Raw genomic sequence first — 18443 nt, 5'->3', positions numbered from 1 at the left:
CTCACCGCGCGGGCACCAAGAGCTCCGGCCGGACGATCGCCTGCTCGCACGCGAGCAGCAGGACGCCGACCGACCAGGCGTGCGACAGGGTGAGGAGCATGCCCTTGGGCTGGAACGACTCGGTCTGGTAGTAGCGCTCGCTCGCCATGCCTCGGTAGGCGTTGAAGTCGCCGTCGAAGCGCGCGATGAGCTGCCGGAAGCAGGCGAGGGTCTCGCGGGCGCGCTCGACGTAGTGGTCGTCGCCCGTGGCGACCGACAGCTCGGCGAGCTCGGCGGTGCAGACCAGCCCGTAGGCGTGCAGGTGGGGGTTCGGCGGCGACGCGTTGTCGGCGCCCCTGGTGCGGAAGTCGTAGACGTCCAGGAGCGTGCCGCTCGGGAACGCGGTGTTGTACGTGTACCGGAACGTGAGCATCCAGTCGGCCGCGCGCCGGGCGAGGTCCAGCCAGCGCGGGTCGCCCGTCCGGCGGTGCAGAGCCATGTAGGACATGACCGCGACGTACCCGTCCTCCGAGGTCGGCGCCGCGTCCACGTCCTCGGGTGCTCCGTGGAGCAGCCCGCCCTCCACGAACGGCGCGTAGTAGTCCCCGGCGTGCTCGGCAGCCGCCAGGTAGGAGCCGTCGTCCCAGCGGGACGCCTCCGCCAGGGGCGCCACCCACGCGAGCCCGGCCGTGCTGTCCCACGAGAGCACCTCGCCCGTCAGGGCGTCGTGGGCGGCGCCGAGGTTGCCGTCCGCACGCTGCCGGGCGGCGACTGCGTCGAGGGTGGAGCGCAGCGCCTCCGACCAGCGCGGGTGCTCGGACCGCACCTCCGGTCCGAGCTCGAGCGCGCGCAGCAGGAACAGCGACGCCTCGGCGAGGGTCCGGGACTGCAACGCGTGCGGTCGGCTCGACCAGCTCTGGGTCCAGCCGCCCTCGGCGTACCAGACGCCCCAGAAGGAGCCCGACGGGGACAGGTCGGCGCACACGAAGTCGATGACGCGCTCCGCCCGGCGGACCTCCTCGGGACGTGCCCGACGACGCCCGTGCACGAGCAGCGCGTACGCCCACGGGATGCCGCTGAGCCAGCCGACGTGCATCGCCTGCCGGTCGACCGACAGCCCGTCGCGCCCCGCGATCCCCCGGTCGAACCCGACGGTCTCCAGCAGGACACCCGGCTCGGCGTAGTGCCAGCGGCACAGGCCGTCGGCGGCGAGGTCGGCGGCCTCGGGGATGGCCACCCACGGACGCAGGGGCGAGGAGGCCCGGGACCGGGCGTGCTCGTCGCGCAGGACCGAGGCGTACCCGTGGCGGTCGCTCCCGAGCGCGTGGACGACGAGCTCGACGCACACCTCCTCGCCCGGCGCCCAGCGGTGGGTCGCCACCTCGGCGGGTCGAGGGGACGGCGAGCCGTCGTAGCTCACCGGCTCCTCCCGGAACGGGAATGTCAGGTGCAGGCTTCCCCGACGGGTGCGCGCGTCGTGGGCGAAGCCCAACCCGGTCATCCCGAGCGAGGTCGTCTCGGCGGCCAGCATGGCGAGGCCTCCGGGACCCGCCCAGCCGAAGACCGCGGGGGTGGCCGCCCGGTCGGCGCGCAGAGCCCAGTGGTCACTGACGAGGTGGTCGTAGTCCCGCGACCCCACCTCGAACCTCGGGAAGACCACGGTGCTGTCGGACGGGCGGTTCGCGCCGTAGAACGAGCCGGGGACCAGCCACCACGGCGGGTCGTCGTGGGGCGGCAGGGAGCAGCGCACCCGGATGGACGCGTCCGCCGGGCGGGCGCCGTCGTAGCGGACCGTGAGCCGCACCCTGCGTGCCCCCGAACCGTCGGACGGGGACCAGCGCGCCTCGGCCCGGAATCCGCGACAGGTGCCCCGGCGAGTGCCGTCGGCGTCGGTGCCGGCGTCACGGAAGGGCTCCGTCCGACCGTCGGGCAGGACGAGCTCGGCCACGTGGTCGACGACACCGACCACCGTCCCGTCGCCCGTTCGGAGCTCGATCGTCACGCGTCGACCACCTCGAGCACGGCCTCGGCGTGCTGGCCCAGCCGCAGCTCGCCGATGCTCACGTCGAACCCGATCGGCACCCGGGGACGGGCCGGCCCGCAGGCCGTCACCGAGACGTGCACGACCACCGCGCCGCCGCCGGCCACCTCGGCGGTGGCCACGCCCGGCTCGCAGCGCCACCCGTCGGGCACGACGGGCCGGACGACGACACCGCACGACACGGAAAAAGGGTTCCGGACCTCCACCTCGAGACGCCGGGTCGCGCCGACCACGACCCGGGAACGGTACGGGGTCGCCCGAGCCAGGACGCCGTCGGCTCCGAGATCGAGCTCGTCGAACGGGAGCAGGTCGTCGTGCACGCGCACCACCTCCTCGCCCTGCACCGCGAGCATCTCCAGGTACGCCTCGTCGACCCAGCGCGGTTCCCAGTGGCCCGAGACCATGACGCCCGGAGCCACGGCACGGTAGAGGCTGGCGCTGTCCCGGTAGTCCTCGACGCGGAACCGGTTGCGGTACTGGTAGTTGAGGAACTCACGACGCCGTCCCGGGATGCCGAGGCCGTCCTGCTGGTCCCCCGTGACCAACACCCGGATCCCGTCTACCACCAGCTCGAACGCCGCCGCGAAGAGCGTGTGACCGGGCAGCTCGTGGACCGTGATCTCGTACTCGCGCCAGCGCGTCGTCGAACCGAGCGGCAGCACCCGGTCGACGGGTACCGGGTCGAACCAGAGGCACGGCAGGTCGTGGTCGGCGGGCGAAGCGAGGACAGGCGCGACGTTGGCCGGCGCCCACACCTGCGTGCCCTCGACCTCCCGCAGCAGGTTCATGCCGGCCACGTGGTCGTCGTGGTAGTGCGTCGCGAGCACCGCCTCCACGGCACCCACTGCGTAGGTCCGGCGCAGCGCGGGCAGCGACGCCAACCACGGCCGACGCGACGCCCGGTCGGAGCCGCCCGGGAGACCGGTGGTCATGTCGTACCCGTAGTCGATGAGCAGCGCTGCACCGGACCGCGACAGCAGCACGTAGCAGCAGGAGAGGCTCGACGTGTTCAGCAGCAGGTGCTCGGTCACGCGCAGGTACGGGTCCTCGAGCCGGGTCCGCAGGTCCCACGGCAGGGGCCGGCGGGAGTCCACGTAGGCACGCATGCGGGACGCGAGGAGTCCGAGGGCGTGCCGGGGGTCGTTCATGACCTCGCCGTGCGACGGCAGGAGGACGTCCACGTCCCGGTCCATGAGCAGGTAGGCCGACAGCACCGTCATCGCCGGCCCCTCGGTCTCGGTGTAGCTCCACTGGCTCGCGGCGAGCGACCAGACCTTCCCCGGGGAGTAGACGAGGTCGCCGGTGAACGCGAGCAGCCGGTCCGCCGCGCGGACCAGGTAGGTCACCGACCCGACGGTGTGGCCAGGGGTCGGCAGCACCTCGACCTCGACGCCGCCGTACCGCGCTGTGCGGTACTCGGGCACGACGTCGTCCACCGGCACGGGCTCGAGCAGCGAGAAGCGGTCCTGGCGCAGGTTGTAGTCGTTGTCGAGCGGGCGGGTGCGCCACATCTCGTCGACCCGGTCGAACAGGTCACGTTCGACCGGCGGGACGTGCACGCGGATCCCTGCGGCGACGGCGCGCGGCAGCCCTTGCGCCTGGTCGCGGTGGTGGTGCGTCAGCAGCACGTCGGTGATCCGGTCGACACCCATCGCCGCCAGCTCGTCCAGGACGGCACCGGAACCGAAGTCGATGGCGATCGCCGTGCGCTCGGCGCCCTGCTGGGCGACGACGACGTACACGTGGCAGGTATCGGCGATCCGGAAGACCCCCGGCACGATCTCCGTCGGGGTCGTGCCGCTCATCGGGCGCCGTCGCGCGCTCGGTAGGTCGCCCAGCTGGACGCCACCAGGGCCAGGTCCTCGTGCTCGAGGGGTTCGCCCGACCGGTCGATGCGCTCGGCGTAGTAGAGCGCCGGCACCCCCCACGCCGCTTGCTGCACGACGTACTCGCGCCACTCGGCGAGCGACGTCATGGGCCACTGGTCCGTGTCGACCAGGTGGGTCGGGAGGCACGCGGCCACCGTCGCGGCCCGGACCGCCGCCTGCCCGGCCGCCGGGACGCGCGCACCGAGAGGATCGCTCTCCAGGAGGTCGTCGAGCCGGACCATGTCGCACACGTCGCCGAACGACGGGTGCGGCGTGTGCGTCACGACGAGCGCGTCGGGCTTGGCCCGCTTCGCCGCGACGTACGCCCGGCGCAGCAGCACGTGCAACGCGGCGACACCCCACGGTCCCCCGCCACCCGGCCGGCGGACGGCCGCGCCCGAGGGCGACCGCTGCGTGAAGTCGATCTTCAGCCCGTCCGCGTCCAGACCCGCCCCACCCACCAAGGACGCCACCACACGGTCGAGGCGGTCCAGGTAGTCCGGGTTGCCCACGTCGACCGCGACCGGCCGACCGGAGGGGTCGACCAGGCACTCGTCGGCCGGGACGCCGGCGGGGTCCCAGGCCTTCCACCAGAGCAGCACCCGCTGTCCGGCGTCGTGACGCCTGGCGATCCACCCCCGCAGGTCCGGCCATCGCTCGTCGTCCGGCTCCGCGGTGCCGTAGGCCTTCTGCCACCTGTCGTCCACCACGATCGTGCCGGGTTCGACGCCGTGCGCGGCCAGGTGGTCGAGCAGCTCGTCGTACACGTCGGCGCGCGAGAGGTCCGTCGCGTTCGGTGTGCCCGTGGGGGCCAGCGGCAGGTCGGCCAGGTGCGAGGGGTGCAACCGCGTCGGGCCGGGCAGCGGCGCCCGGGCGCACTGCGCGCCCCAGCCGCAGAAGATCGGCTCGCGCCACCACGCCGGGCGATCTCCGCGGGGGCCCTGCGGCGCGAAGCCGGCGTCGACGAGGTCGTCGCGGTAGGTGCGCAGCCCGTCCCACGGGTCGCCGACCGGGCGCAGCACCAGGGCCGGCGTCTCGAACCGGCCGTCCACCGCCGTGTGGCCGTCGTAGTCCAGGGCGAGCAGGAAGCCGTCGTCGAGCGGCTCGTAGGTGAGCTCGGTGAACCCGAGGGTCGCGACGGGGGCGACGACACCCACGGACAGCCAGTCGCCGACCGGGACGTCCAGCGGTCCGGGCGCCGCGGCGCGTCCCAGCACCAGGCAGAGCGGAGGTGGGGAGAACACCGCGTGGACCCGCCCGGGCGACCCGTCCCCGAGGACCCCGAGCGCGGCCGCGCTGGTCGCCGGCCGGACGACCTGCACGGGCTCGGTCGGCGTCGGCACGAAGACGCTCCGGTGCTCGATCGACGAGCGGAAGGTGCCCGTCGCCCCCGAACCGAGCAGCGCCGAGCCTCCGAACAGCCGGACGCGTCCCAGGTCGCCCGAACCGCGGACCGTCACGGTGAGCTCGAGGCGGTCGTCGCGACACAGCAGCCGGACGGTCCTGGACGACCACGCGGTGCTGCTGCTGGACAGCACGACCTCGAGCTGGTCTTCCGCGACCTGCCGGACCTCGGGCGCGCCGACGGCCACCGACACGTCCGGTTCGTCGACCCGGTCGACCGACGCGAGCAGGCTCAGCTGCGACCAGATCCGACCGTGGCGGTCGGCGAGCACCGCGCGCGGCGGGGTCGGCAGGACGACGACCCGGTAGTCCCGGGCGACGAGCGTCCCGTCCGCGGTCAGGACGACGCCCACACCTGGCTCCACGGCTGCGCCTCGGCGTCGACGACCTCGATCAACCGGCGCAGCCGCGGGACCGCCACGGCCCGCAGGGTGGCTTCGACGTCCGGTGTGCCGACCACGTCGCTCCACAGGGCACGGCCCGCCAGGAAGCCGCTCGCGCCGCCCCGGCAGGCCGCGACGACGGCCTGCGCGAAGTCCTCGGGGTCGACCCCTTGCGAGAGAACCACCCACGGACCGCGCACGGCTCGTCCGAGCCGTTCGCACGCCGCCACGAGCGCCGGGAGCGGCCCGCGCCCGGCCCGCGGGACCTGCGCCTTGTACAGGTCGGCGCCCAGGACCGACAGCTCCTGCGCCGCCTCCACGATCGCGTCGTCCAGGTCCCAGCTCCCGGCCTCTGCGGGCGTGGCCCGCACGACCGGTTCGAGGACCGACAGCACACCGCGTCGGCGCGCCTCGTCGACGAAGCGCCGGGCCAGCTCGACGCGCTCGTGGCGCCGCTCGTCACGTCTCCAGATCAGCAGGAGCTTGAGTGCGGCCACACCGCGCAGGTCGAAACCGTCCGCGAGCACGACGTGGTCCAGTCCGGTCTCCTCGACCGGTCCCCCGGCATCCTGCACCAGGCTGTCCGCCGCCAGGAGCAGGCCGGTCGACGACGGCAGCACACAGGACCGGATGCGCTGGAGCGCTGGGCCGCGATCGATGAGGAAGCCCGAGGCGAGGGGGCCGAGGACCTGCGCGACGGCGACCTTGAAGTCCACCAGGCGGCTGTCGTCGGCACGCACGGACACCGAGCCCGCAGCATCGAACATGGTGCGCAAGCTCTCGCGCTGGTCCATCGCCACCATCGCGAAGCCACCAGCCGGCCGGGCTATCGCATCGAGGGTCGCGCTCATGAGTTCTCTGTCGAGCCGGGCACCTTCCCATCCTGCGAAGCGCTTCTCCGGCGGGTCAAGTGCACGTTGACAGACCTGGGAACCGCTTCATTTCATGGAGCGGTGCATCGGGTGCAGGCGTTGACTCAGGAGGTCGTCGGGCTCCCCGCGCCACCGAACTCCTGGCTGTGCCTCACCAACCACTGCAGGGTCGCGTCCCCGGCGGGGTCCGCGACGTGCAGGGCGGAGGTGTCGAGGACCGAACCCGCGCCGGCCACGGCCAGCAGCGGGAGCACCGCCTCGCGGAAGTCGGGGGCGGTGTGGACGTCGAGGACGCCGCGCGCGACGACGACCGGCGGTTCACCGTCCGCACCCAGCTGGATGGTCACGTCCATGTGGAGCTCCGGAGCGTGCTGGTCCGTGCGCCGTCGTTTCTCGCGGTGCCGGCTCTCGCAGGGTACGACCCATGGCGAGCAACGGCGAGACCTCCACCGGTCGGCCCGTGCCTGAGCGGGACCCGAACGACACGGTGCCCGAGCCGGTGCGTCGGGTGCCTCCCACGTCGCGCGCCGGTCGGGCAGGGCCGATGTCGAATGCGCCGGCGGGCGAGCAACCCGCAGGCTCGGGGAGTCCCCCCGCCGCGACGCCGCCGCGGCTCGTCCACATGATCGGGAACGCTCACATCGACCCGGTGTGGCTGTGGCCGTGGCAGGAGGGCTACCAGGAGGCGCGGGCGACGTTCGCGTCGGTGATCGCGCGGATGGGCGAGTACGACGACTTCGTGTTCACCTGCGACCAGATGGTCCTGCTGGCCTGGGTGGAGGAGTCGGACCCGGAGCTGTTCGAGCAGATCCGCCGACGTGAGTCCGAGGGCCGGTGGGTCAACGTCGGCGGTTGGTGGGTGGAGCCCGACTGCAACATGCCGCTGGGCGAGAGCTTCGTCCGGCAGGGGCTGTACGGGCAACGCTTCCTGCTGTCCCGGTTCGGGCGCTCCGCCACGGTCGGCGTGAACCTCGACCCCTTCGGGCACAGCGCGGTCCTGCCGACGATCCTGCGGGGGCAGGGCATCGACTCGTACCTGTACCTGCGGCCGGGTCCGCACGAGAGCGACTTCCACCGCACGCTCCTGCGCTGGCAGGCACCCGACGGCAGCTCCGTCCTCGCGTACCGCGTGCCCCACGAGTACTCGACGGGCGCCGGACCGGTGGACGGCCAGGTGGACAAGGCGCTCGCCGCGCTCGACCCGGACCTGAGCGAGGTCATGGTGCTCTACGGCGTGGGCAACCACGGGGGCGGTCCGACACAGGCGAACATCGAGTCCATCCACCGCTACGACCGGATGGGGTCGTTCGGTCGCCTGCGCATGGCGGGACCTCGGGAGTTCTTCGACAACGCCGTCGCGGGCGACGGCATCGCTGCCCGATCCGGTGACCTGCAGCACCACGCGCCCGGGTGCTACTCGGCGCACTCCGGCATCAAGGCGTGGCAGTACCGCGCCCAGCGCGCGCTGCTGGTCGCCGAACGGTGGGCTGCCGTGACGGCCGCGACCGACGGCCTCCCATACCCGCGCGAGGAGCTGGAGGGCGCGTGGAAGCACGTGCTGTTCAACCAGTTCCACGACATCCTGCCCGGCACGGCGATCGAGGGCGCCTTCGACGACGCCCGCGACCAGCTCGGCGCGGCCGTCACGACCGCGAAGCACCTGACCGCCCGGGCGCACGGCACGATCGCCCGGCAGGTCGACGTGCCGTTCGAGCCGGGCTCGCAACCGGTCCTCGTGTTCAACCCGCACACGTGGCCGGTCTCCTGCGACATCGGGCTGCACCTGGGAGTCGCTCCGGCCGACGTGGTCGACGAGCTGGGTGACGCCGTCCGCTGGCAGCCGACGCAGTCGCGTGCGGCAGCGGCCGCGTCCGGGCGCACGTCGTTGGTGTTCCGCGCCGACCTGCCCGCGCTGGGCTACCGCCTCTACCGCGTCCGCGGCGCGAACGGCGGCCCGAGCCCGCGGACCTCTCTGGTGGCCTCCCCGACCCTGCTCGAGAACGACCTCGTCCGCATCGAGCTGGACCCTCGCACGGGGTGGCTGTGCTCGTACCTCGACAAGCGGACCGGACTGGACGTCATGGCGGGTGTCGACGGCGGCACGCACACGCAGGTGTGCGCGGACCCGACCGATACCTGGGGGCACCGGGTCGTGTCCTACGCGTGGCCGGGGTCGCCGATGGACGTGCGCGACGTCGCCGTTCGGGAGCTCGGACCGCTACGTGCCCGGGTGCGGGTGCAGCGGGCGTGGGGAGCGTCGACGATGACGGAGGACCTGGTCCTCGACCACGACTCCGGCAGCCTGCGCGTGGACGTCACGCTCGACTGGCACGAGGAGGCGCACCTCCTCAAGGTCAGGGTGCCCACCTCGCTCGACGATCCCCGCGCCACCTACGAGATCCCGTTCGCGACGATCCAGCGACCTGTCGACGGCGCAGAGGAGCCGGGTCAGGGGTGGGTCGACCTCACCGGTTCCGTGGCGGGCAGGCCGGCCGGTCTCACCGTCCTGGTGACGAACAAGCACGGCTACGACATCTCGGGCGGGACGCAGCCGAGCATCGGGATCACGGCCGTCCGCAGCCCCGTGTACGCCTGGCACGACCCCTACCTCCTCGACCCGGACGGCGACTACGCCTTCCAGGACCAGGGGGTCCAACGCTTCACCTACGTCCTGCTCCCCCACGCCGGTGATCTCCACGCGGCAGATCCGACCCGTCGTGCCCAGGAGCTCGGGATGCCACCGCGGGCGATGCTCGAGTCGGCGCACGACGGGCCGCTGCCGCCGAGCCGGTCCTTCGCCTCCGACGGCGGTGGCGCAGTGATGATCACGGCCGTCAAGGGCAGCGAGGACCCGACGGGTGGCCCCGGCGGCGCCGACCTCGTGGTCCGCGCCGTCGAGACGCTCGGGCGGGCCGCCACGGGCGTCCTCGACCTCCGGCTGCTCGGCCGCCGTGTCGAGTCGCCCTTCGGGCCGTTCCAGCTGCGCACGTTCACCATCCCGGCCGGGAGCGAGGAACCGGTCGTCGAGCTCGACCTGGTGGAGCGGCCCCTGTCCCCCTGACCCGGGACACCGGCTCGGGATGCGGCTCGGACGATCGGGACCGACCCTGGGAGGGCGCACCGGGTGAATCCCCGTGCGCGACGGCGTCGAGACGGGGCGCGGCCTTCGGTCCTCAGGACCGGGACGATCCCGACCGGCGCTGTCGCCGGCTCCGGGGCGAAGGAGTCGTGATGAGGAGGAACCGACGCATCGCTGTGCTGCTCGTGCCGGCCGCGGCACTGGCGATGGCCGCATGCAGCAGCGGTGGGAGCTCGGCAGGCAGCACGGCCGCCGCCGACTTCACGGGTACGCCGACCGGCACCCTGAACGGCTGGGCGTTCGACAACCCCGACGAGGTTGGTACGTCGCGGCTGGACTACGCCGCCAAGCAGCTCGGTGACGTCGACGTCAAGCTCGACCAGACGGCGTTCGACGCCCAGAAGTTCACGACGCGCCTCGCCGGCGGCGACGTGCCGGACGTCGTGCAGATGGATCGTCGGTACGTCACGACGTACGCGGCGCAGAACCTGATCATGCCGCTCGACAAGTGCTTCCAGGCACACGACGTCGACGCGGACACCTGGTGGTACAAGTTCGTCGTCGACGACGTGCGGTACAAGGACCAGGTATGGGCGGTGCCGCAGTTCTACCAGCCGCCCGCGATCCTCCTGAACGAGCGCGTGATGAAGGCTGCCGGGGTCACCGACGACCAGATCGACACGTCGAAGCCGGACGTGCTGATCCCCGCGATCGCCAAGATGTACAAGGAGAGCGGCGGCGTCCCGACGACCCTCGGCTTCGACCCTGTCGCCACCGGTCAGGCCGGGCTGTGGGTGCTGGCCAACGGTGGCCACCTCACGGACAAGGACGGCAAGCCGACGCTCGACGACCCGTCGAACGAGGCCGGGATCGACCTGCTCAAGAAGATCACCGACGCCCAGGGCGGCTTCGCCAAGGTCAAGAGCTTCACGGACGCCTTCGACACGTTCGGCGAGAACAACCAGTTCGTGGCCGACCAGGTGGGAGCCCAGGTCGACGCCCAGTGGTACCCGAACGTCCTGTCGCCGTACCTCGACAAGGTCCAGCTCGGTGCGGTGCCGTTCCTCGGCAAGGACGGCAAGCCGTTCTCGGTCGCCTCGGGGTCGGCCTTCGTCATCCCGACCGCCGCCAAGAACCCGGCAGCGGCGTGCGCCTGGGCCATCGACCTGACGTCCTCTGCGGCGTGGGATGCCGCAGGCGAGGCTCGCGGAGCGACGCGCAAGGCCGACGGCGGGGTCAACACCGGCCTCTTCACCGGCTCGCCCGAGGCGGACAAGGCCCTGCGCACCACGTGGGTCGTCCCGTCGGGGAACGCGAGCTTCGACCAGGTGATCTCGACGTACTACGACGTGCTGGACTACGGCCGGACGTTCGGCTCCTCGCCGGCGGGCCAGGAGCTGGAGAACGAGCTCAACAACGCGGTCACCGCGGCACTGCTCGGCGACAAGTCCACCAAGGAAGCGCTCGCCGATGCTCAGTCCGCTGCCCAGCGCGCCTACGACAACGTGACGGCCGGCAGCTGATCGCTCTCCGCGGGCGAGGACGGGGAACGGCCGACCCCAGGTCGCACGCCCTCGCCCGCGGACGGCGTCGGTCCGTCGGGCGCGGGCGCGCTCCGATGGCCGGCACGATCTCAGCGGCGGATAGTGGTCCAACCGGTGCGGCGCATCGTCGGGAAGCGCGCGACGACCGTACCTCCAGGCGAGGAGCCCCCGATGGCCCAGCCGAATGTCCCGCCCGGTGTCCCCGGAAGCCGAGCCGTCTCCGTCGAGGAGCCGACCGACCCGCACGATCCCCAGCCACCCAAACCAGGGACGCGGTCCCCCGCGCCCGTGTCTGCGACCGGCCGGCCGCTCTCGGAACGAGACGACGCCCGTGCACAGGCCGGTCCCTGGCTCACGACGGCCGGCGGGGTTCCGCTCGCCGACACGGACCACTCGCTCAAGGCGGGCCGACGCGGGCCGACCCTCCTGCAGGACCACCACCTGCGGGAGAAGATCACCCACTTCGACCACGAGCGCATCCCTGAGCGTGTGGTGCACGCCCGCGGTGCCGGGGCGCACGGGCAGTTCGAGTCGTACGGCTCGGCGTCACAGCTCACGTGCGCGGAGTTCCTCCAGCCCGAGGTCGTCACGCCGGTCTTCGTGCGCTTCTCGACGGTGGTCGGGTCCCGCGGCTCCGCGGACACCGTCCGTGACACCCGCGGCTTCGCGACGAAGTTCTACACGTCGGCCGGCACGTTCGACCTGGTCGGCAACAACATCCCCGTGTTCTTCATCCAGGACGCGATCAAGTTCCCGGACGTCATCCACGCCGTCAAGCCGCACCCCGACCTGGAGATCCCGCAGGCGCAGAGCGCGCACGACACGTTCTGGGACTTCGTCTCCCTGCACACAGAGGCCCAGCACCACACGATCTGGAACATGTCCGACCGGGGGATCCCCCGCTCGTACCGGACGATGGAGGGCTTCGGGATCCACACCTTCCGCCTGGTCGCCGCCGAAGGCGAGACCGCGCTGGTGAAGTTCCACTGGAAGCCGAGGGCCGGAGTGCACTCCCAGGTCTGGGAGGAGGCCCAGCTCACTGCAGGCGCCGACCCGGACTTCCACCGTCGCGACCTCGCGCTCGCCATCGAGTCCGGTGCCTTCCCGCAGTGGGAGCTCGGGGTGCAGGTGTTCCCGGACACGCCGGAGCAGACGTTCGAGGGCATCGACCTGCTCGACCCGACGAAGATCGTCCCGGAGGAGCTCGCGCCGGTGCAGCCCGTCGGACTCATGACCCTGGACGCCAACCCGCGCAACTACTTCGCGGAGACCGAGCAGGTCGCGTTCCACGTCGGTCACCTGGTCCGCGGCATCGACGTGACCGACGACCCGCTCATGCAGGGCCGGCTGTTCTCCTACATCGACACCCAGATCACCCGGCTCGGCGGTCCCAACTTCACGCAGCTGCCGATCAACCGCCCGCACGCGCCGGTGAACGACATGCTGCGCGACGGCATGCACCAGAGCGCCGACCACGCCGGCGTCGCGCCGTACCGGCCCAACTCCCTCGACGGCGGGTGCCCCTTCCAGGCCGGCGCCGACATCGCCTTCATCGACGTCCCGGCAGTGGTGGGCGCCGGCGTGAAGGAGCGTGGGGCGCCGACCTCCTTCAGTGACCACTTCACACAGCCGCGGCTCTTCTGGGCCAGTCTGTCGCCCGTCGAGAGGGCCCACACGGCCCAGGCGTACACGTTCGAGCTCGGCAAGTGCTACGAGCAAGCGATCAAGGAACGGCAGCTGCAGGCGCTCGCGAACATCGACGCCGAGCTGTGCGCGGTCGTGGCGGCGGGACTCGGGCTCCCGGCGCCGAGCCCGACCCAGCAGCCGGCCGACGTGGTCCCGAGCCCGGCGCTCTCGCAGGTGGGCAAGCTGTGGCCGATCGCCGGGAGGGTCGTCGGCATCGTCGCCGATGCGACCACCGACCTGGACGCGCTGGAGGACATGCACGCCGGACTGAGCCAGGCGGGGTTGCTGCCTCTGGTCGTGGCTCCGCACGGTGGTCCGCTCGCGGAGGGGCGGCCCGCCACGACGGCCCAGCGCACCTGGCTCACGGCGAGCTCCGTCGAGCTCGACGCGGTCGTCCTCCTGGGTGCGGCCGCGGTCGCACCGGACGCGGACCCGTGGTTCGACGCCAAGGCCGGCCAGCCGGCCGCCGGGGTGGACCCACGCGTGGTCAAGATCGTCCAGGAGGCGTTCCGGCACGCGAAGGTGATCCTCGGGGTGCCGGCGGCTCGGCCCGTGCTGTCGGCGGCCGGGGTCGACGAGTCTGCGCCTGGCGTCGTCGTCGCCGCCGAGGCGGCGGTGATCGTCGAGGCGGTGGAGGCCGCGCTGCCTCGTCACCGGGTGTGGGAACGGTTCGCCGACATGCCTGCATGACCCACCACGGTGTTCGGTGGACGTCGACCCGCGACGACGCTCTCGGACGAGCACCTCGGCATGCCCTCCCCTGGTGCGCCGTCGCCCCCGACCGTCGGACGACAGTTCTCCGCTATCTGGGTGCATCTGGTGGGGACCGGGACGGCGAAGGACGGGTGCGGGTGCAGCAGCCGCCCGCGCGACGTAGCGCCACCGGGTGCTCGTCCTCGTCCCGACCGCAGGAGCTCATCATGAGGATCCGCCGCACGCTCTCCCTCCTTGTCGCAGCAGGTCTCGTCGCCGGGACCGGCGTCGTGCTCGCGCCCGCCGCGTCGGCCGCGCCGCCGCCGGCGGGGACGTCCAGCCTGGCGACCCTGCTGGCCGCCGACGGGCACACGTTCGACCGCAGCTGGCGGGACTTCGACATCCTGGACCAGGCGGTCCTCGCCGTGCTCGCCGCCAAGCCGTCGAGCCCGGTCGCGGTCCTGGCAGACGGTACGGTCCCGCTCACGGCCTTCCTCCCCACCGACCGGGCGTTCCAGGTCCTGGCCGCGGACCTGACGCACCGCTGGTACGGCACCGAGGCGCAGGTGTTCAACGCGCTCGCCGGCGCGGTCGGCGTCGACGCGATCGAGCAGGTCCTCTTCTATCACGTCGTGCCGGGCGTGACGATCGACTCCGCTGCGGCGCTGGCGAGCAACGGCGCGGTGCTGACCACCGCCCAGGGCAGCACGTTCACGGTCCAGGTGCTCTCGAAGCGGTGCGCCATCGTGCGGCTGCGCGACCAGGACCGCAACGACATCGACCCGTTCCTGATCCGCGGGCGCCTGGACCTCAACGCGGGCAACGTCCAGATCGCGCACGCGATCACGTTCGTGCTCCGTCCCGCGGACCTCTGAGCCCACCCGCGGTGCGTGCACCGGTGCGCCGGCCATCACGGTCGGCGCACCGGTGCATCCAGGGAACGTCGAACGACCGAAGGAGGGGTGTCAGCACATCGGCCGCCCGGCTTCCACCTTCGCCGGGCCCCTTCTCGAAGGACGAACCATGCGCACACGTCTGCTCGCCGGCATCGCAGCCGGCGCACTCGGCTTCCTCACCCTCTCGGCGATGCCCGCGTCGGCAGCCTCCGACGCCAAGCTCTCGGTCTTCCACGGCGTGCCGGGTCTCACGGTCGACGTGTGGGTCAACGGCAAGCGCACGCTCGACGACTTCACACCGGGGTCGATGGCCGGACCGCTCGACCTGCCGGCCGGGAAGTACACCGTGGCCATCACGGCTGCGGACGCTGCCGACGCGTCGGCTCCGGCCATCGGCCCGGTCGACCTCCAGCTCGAGAGTGGCAAGAACTACACGGCCGTCGCCCACCTCGACGCGGCGGACAAGCCGACCGCGACGCTGTTCACCAACGACATCTCCACGACGCCGGCAGGGCAGGGCCGACTCACGGTCCGGCACGTTGCGGCGGCTCCCGGTGTCGACATCGTTGCGGGCGGCAGCGCCGTGATCACCAACCTCACCAACCCGAACGAGAAAGTGCTGGACCTGCCGGCCGGCACGGTCTCGGCGAGCGTGACCGCGACGGGCACCACGACACCCGCGCTGCTCGGCCCGGCCGACGTGCCGATCACCGAGGGCACCAACACGATCGTCTACGCCTGGGGCAGTGCGTCGGCCTCGCCCGCGACTCTGGCGCTCGCGACGCAGACGATCGACGGCCTGCACGGCAACCCGGCCGGCGTGAACGCGGGCGAAGTGGGTCTCGTCGCCGACGGAGGCACCCCTGCGTGGCCGTGGGCACTGGGCGCGTTGGCGGTCGCCGGCGTCCTCGGTCTCGGGTTCGCTCGCAGCCGCGCGACCTCCCGGTCGAGCTGATCCTGACCATGACCGGTGCGCCGGTACCCGGGCGGGCTGCTGCGCCTGCCCGGGTACCGGTGCGCCCTTCTGCGGCCCGTGCGGTCTTCGCGCTCGCAGTCGCAGGGAGCGTTGCGCTCTCGTCGTGCAGCGCTCCACCGCGGACGCCGGCGCGCTCGAGCGCCCCTCCAGCCTCGACCTTGCCCACACCGGCTCCCGAGCCGCCGGTCCCTTCCGTCCCCGTCTACGACGCGACGCTCGGCGCTGCCGCTCCCCTGGCAACCGAGCCGGTCCCTGTGCGACTCGTCGCGCCGGAGGTCTCGATCGACATGCCCGTGGACCCTGTCGGCGTCGAGGAGGACGGCGACATGCAGATCCCCGAGGATGCGAACCGCGCGGGCTGGTACCGGTTCGGTCCCGCACCGGACGACGCCCAGGGAGCGACCGTCCTGGCCGCGCACGTGGACAGTCGGACGACCGGCATCGGACAGTTCTCCCGGCTCCGCAACCTCCAGCCTGGATCCACCGTGTCGCTGACCACGTCGGACGGCCGGGCGCACACCTATGAGGTCGTCGACCGGCAGAAGATCCCGAAGGTGGGGGCGCCCGTCGCGCAGTGGTTCGACCGTACGGGTGCTCCGCGACTCGTCCTCGTGACCTGTGGCGGAGCGTTCCGGCAGGACATCGGGCACTATGTGGACAACGTCGTCGTCACTGCCAGGCCTGTCGACGGACAGCCATGACAACGGTGCACACGAGTGAGGAGTCGTCCGTGACGGTGCCCGGCCACGGCTCCGGGGAACGGGTGCCTCCGCAGGCCGCGACCGGGCGGGACCGCGACGGCGAAGGAGTCGACGAGCTGGGCCTGGCGTTCGCCGACGGAGACGAGAGTGCGCTGGCCGAGGCCTACCGCCGCTGGTCCCTGCTCGTGCACTCGGTGGCACTGCGGTCGCTCGCCAGCGTGGCCGACGCCGAGGACGTCACCCAGCTGGTCTTCGTGCAGGCGTGGCGCAGCAGGCACGGGTTCGACCCCGCGCGATCGCGTCTGCCCGCCTGGTTGCTCGGCATCACGCGGCACGTCGTGGCCGATGCGCACGAGCGGCGCTCGCGCGACCGCAGGCTGCGGGACAGGTCGCTGGCGTCGGCCCCGGGAGAACTGACTATCGTCGACGACCGGGTGGTCGATCGAGTGGTCATCGCCGACGAGCTGGAGCGGCTCGGGGACCCGCAGCGCACCATCCTCAGGCTCGCGTTCTACGACGACCTGACGCACGACCAGATCGCCAGCCGCCTGGGGTTGCCCCTCGGCACGGTGAAGAGCCACGTCCGGCGCAGTCTTGCCCGGCTACGGACCAGATGGGAGGCAGACGGTGTCGTTCGATGAGTCGCACGTGGACGACGACGCGCTCGCCCTCCTCGCGTTGGGCGAGCAGGTCGCGTCGCCGACGGAGCTCGTGCACCTCGAGGGATGCGAGCGCTGCACCGACGAGCTCGCGGCCTTGCGCGCCGTCGTCGACCTCGCGCGGTCGGCGGGCGCGGACACGGCACTCGTCGCGCCCGCACCCGAGGTCTGGGAACGCGTCGCCGACGAGCTCGACCTCACGCCGCAGGCGCGTGCCCTCGCGGCACAGGGACCGTCGACGAATCCCGTCGTGTCGATCGGGACGCGCCGCCGCCCGCGCTCTCGCGCGACACCCTGGGTCGCGGCTGCCGCAGCCGTCGGCCTCGTCGTGGGCGGCGCCGGCGTCTGGTGGTGGACCACCCGTGCCGAGCCGGTCACGGTGCTCGCCACCGCGACGCTCGAGCCGCTGCCCGGCTGGCAGGCGACGGGCTCGGCCGTCGTGGAGACGTCGCCCGACGGTAGCCGGGTGCTCGTCGTCGACCTGTCCAAGAGCATGACGTCCCCCGACGCGTTCCAGGAGGTGTGGCTGCTGACGCCCGACGTCAGCGGGCTGGTCAGCGTCGGAAACCTCGACGGGGCGACCGGCCGGTTCGACCTTCCGTCGGGGCTGGACCTCACCAAGTACTCCGTGGTCGACGTCTCGCAGGAAGCCATCGACGGCAACCCGGCGCACTCGGGCGACTCGATCGTGCGAGGACCTCTTCGGGCCTAGTCCTGGGGAGGCGATGCGGCGCCGACGAGCGCTGCGCTCTTGCGATCGAGGCGATGCAGTGGCCGTCGCCCTAGCTGCACGCCGGCCCATATCCAGTCAAGCAACGGCGCCAAACGGCTCGTGGGGTTGTGGAATGCGACTAGGTCGCAGCGGACCGTTGTTGAGCCGCCTCGCGGGGGCAATTCGTCGTCCCCTGACCACCATGAGCCCTACAACAGTCGCCGACTCACGTGTCGCTCGCGCCCGGCACGTTGTCGGTGACGTCGTCGTAGCCGGCTGCGCTCGGGAGCTCGCTCGGTGCGTAGATCAGCCGGACCACCCCGGACGGGAAGACCTCGGAGCGTAGGAGCGTCAGCGGGTAGATCGGCTCGCCCTCGTCGAACAGCCGCTCTCCGCTGCGCGCAGCCACGGGGTGGACCAGGAGGCGTAACTCGTCGAGGAGCCCCGCCGCCAGCAGCTGGCGCACCACCGAGATCGACCCTGGCACGAGGACCTTGCTGATGCTCTCGTCGGCACGCAGCGCGGCGGCGACCGCCACCAGCTCGCCGTCCAGGCGTTCGGCGTTGCGCCAGCCAAGGTCCTGCGACCCGCGGGTCGCGACGATCTTGCGCAGGACCGCGAGCTGCTTCGCCAACGGTGCATCCGGGCCGCCGGCGGTCTCCCGGGCGGGCCAGGCGCCGGCGAAGCTGTCGTACGTCACGCGCCCGAAGAGCAGCACGTCGACACCGGCGTAGTCGTCGCCCACGGCCGCGCCCATGCTGGCGTCGAAGTAGGGGAAGTGCCAGGTCGGGTCGATCTCGACGACACCGTCGAGCGAGATGAACAGCGTAGAGACGATCTGTGCCATCAGTACTCCTTGTCGAGGTCGTGACCCCGGCCGCGCCGGGGAGTTGTCCACCGACCGAACCGCTTCCCGCCATCGGGGCGGGTCGCGTCGGCGGTCACATCGT

Annotated in this window: 14 protein-coding genes; 8 read left to right on the top strand and 6 right to left on the bottom strand. The window is 72.3% G+C overall.

The genetic code is table 11. The annotated features are described in order from the left end of the window. Position 1: 1 nt before the first annotated feature. The 5 genes from I847_RS21335 to I847_RS0101340 form a co-directional block, all read right to left on the bottom strand. Positions 2 to 1981, bottom strand: coding sequence for a hypothetical protein (locus tag I847_RS21335; protein ID WP_051274354.1), 1980 nt, complete (start codon positions 1979 to 1981; stop codon positions 2 to 4). Continuing rightward, positions 1978 to 3825, bottom strand: a complete 1848-nt coding sequence (locus I847_RS0101355; protein WP_028048248.1) for an MBL fold metallo-hydrolase — start codon at positions 3823 to 3825, stop codon at positions 1978 to 1980. Before I847_RS0101355 ends, I847_RS21335 begins: the two co-directional genes overlap by 4 nt. Beyond that, positions 3822 to 5645: a hypothetical protein gene (locus tag I847_RS21330; protein ID WP_034608972.1), complete on the bottom strand. Its 1824-nt coding sequence runs from the start codon at positions 5643 to 5645 to the stop codon at positions 3822 to 3824. The genes I847_RS0101355 and I847_RS21330 overlap by 4 nt, the downstream gene beginning before the upstream one ends. Continuing rightward, positions 5630 to 6526: a hypothetical protein gene (locus tag I847_RS0101345; RefSeq protein WP_028048247.1), complete on the bottom strand. Its 897-nt coding sequence runs from the start codon at positions 6524 to 6526 to the stop codon at positions 5630 to 5632. Before I847_RS0101345 ends, I847_RS21330 begins: the two co-directional genes overlap by 16 nt. Before the next feature lie 125 nt (positions 6527 to 6651). Further along, complete coding sequence (locus tag I847_RS0101340) at positions 6652 to 6900, bottom strand: hypothetical protein (RefSeq protein ID WP_028048246.1); 249 nt, start codon at positions 6898 to 6900, stop codon at positions 6652 to 6654. A 269-nt stretch (positions 6901 to 7169) separates the two neighbouring features. Here I847_RS0101340 and I847_RS0101335 point away from each other — a divergent pair, with 269 nt between their 5' ends. From I847_RS0101335 to I847_RS0101300, 8 genes are all read left to right on the top strand, one after another. Beyond that, complete coding sequence (locus I847_RS0101335; protein WP_028048245.1) at positions 7170 to 9608, top strand: alpha-mannosidase; 2439 nt, start codon at positions 7170 to 7172, stop codon at positions 9606 to 9608. Between the two features lie 170 nt (positions 9609 to 9778). After that, positions 9779 to 11149, top strand: a complete 1371-nt coding sequence (locus I847_RS0101330) for an extracellular solute-binding protein (protein ID WP_155855940.1) — start codon at positions 9779 to 9781, stop codon at positions 11147 to 11149. 192 nt (positions 11150 to 11341) lie between these two features. Next, positions 11342 to 13546: a catalase gene (locus tag I847_RS0101325; RefSeq protein WP_028048243.1), complete on the top strand. Its 2205-nt coding sequence runs from the start codon at positions 11342 to 11344 to the stop codon at positions 13544 to 13546. Positions 13547 to 13776: 230 nt separating this feature from the next. Continuing rightward, entirely contained in the window at positions 13777 to 14424 is a 648-nt protein-coding gene (locus I847_RS0101320; protein ID WP_028048242.1) for a fasciclin domain-containing protein, read from the top strand. Positions 14425 to 14572: 148 nt separating this feature from the next. Next, on the top strand, positions 14573 to 15400 hold the full coding sequence (locus I847_RS0101315; protein ID WP_028048241.1) for a DUF4397 domain-containing protein: 828 nt from the start codon (positions 14573 to 14575) through the stop codon (positions 15398 to 15400). Positions 15401 to 15579: 179 nt separating this feature from the next. Continuing rightward, positions 15580 to 16122 carry a class F sortase gene (locus tag I847_RS21325; protein ID WP_231384031.1) on the top strand — a complete coding sequence of 181 codons (543 nt, stop codon included), beginning with the start codon at positions 15580 to 15582 and terminating at the stop codon, positions 16120 to 16122. Positions 16123 to 16151: 29 nt separating this feature from the next. Further along, complete coding sequence (locus I847_RS21320; protein WP_231384030.1) at positions 16152 to 16763, top strand: RNA polymerase sigma factor; 612 nt, start codon at positions 16152 to 16154, stop codon at positions 16761 to 16763. A 7-nt stretch (positions 16764 to 16770) separates the two neighbouring features. Then, positions 16771 to 17493, top strand: a complete 723-nt coding sequence (locus I847_RS0101300; RefSeq protein WP_231384029.1) for an anti-sigma factor — start codon at positions 16771 to 16773, stop codon at positions 17491 to 17493. Positions 17494 to 17719: 226 nt separating this feature from the next. Here the strand turns inward: I847_RS0101300 and I847_RS0101295 are convergent, their stop codons facing one another. Further along, on the bottom strand, positions 17720 to 18340 hold the full coding sequence (locus tag I847_RS0101295) for a dihydrofolate reductase family protein (protein WP_028048239.1): 621 nt from the start codon (positions 18338 to 18340) through the stop codon (positions 17720 to 17722). Between the last annotated feature and the right edge of the window lie 103 nt (positions 18341 to 18443).

The sequence above is a fragment of the Cellulomonas sp. URHD0024 genome, from assembly GCF_000426185.1.
Taxonomy (GTDB): Bacteria; Actinomycetota; Actinomycetes; order Actinomycetales; family Cellulomonadaceae; genus Cellulomonas.
This window is presented reverse-complemented; position numbering and strand designations above follow the sequence as displayed.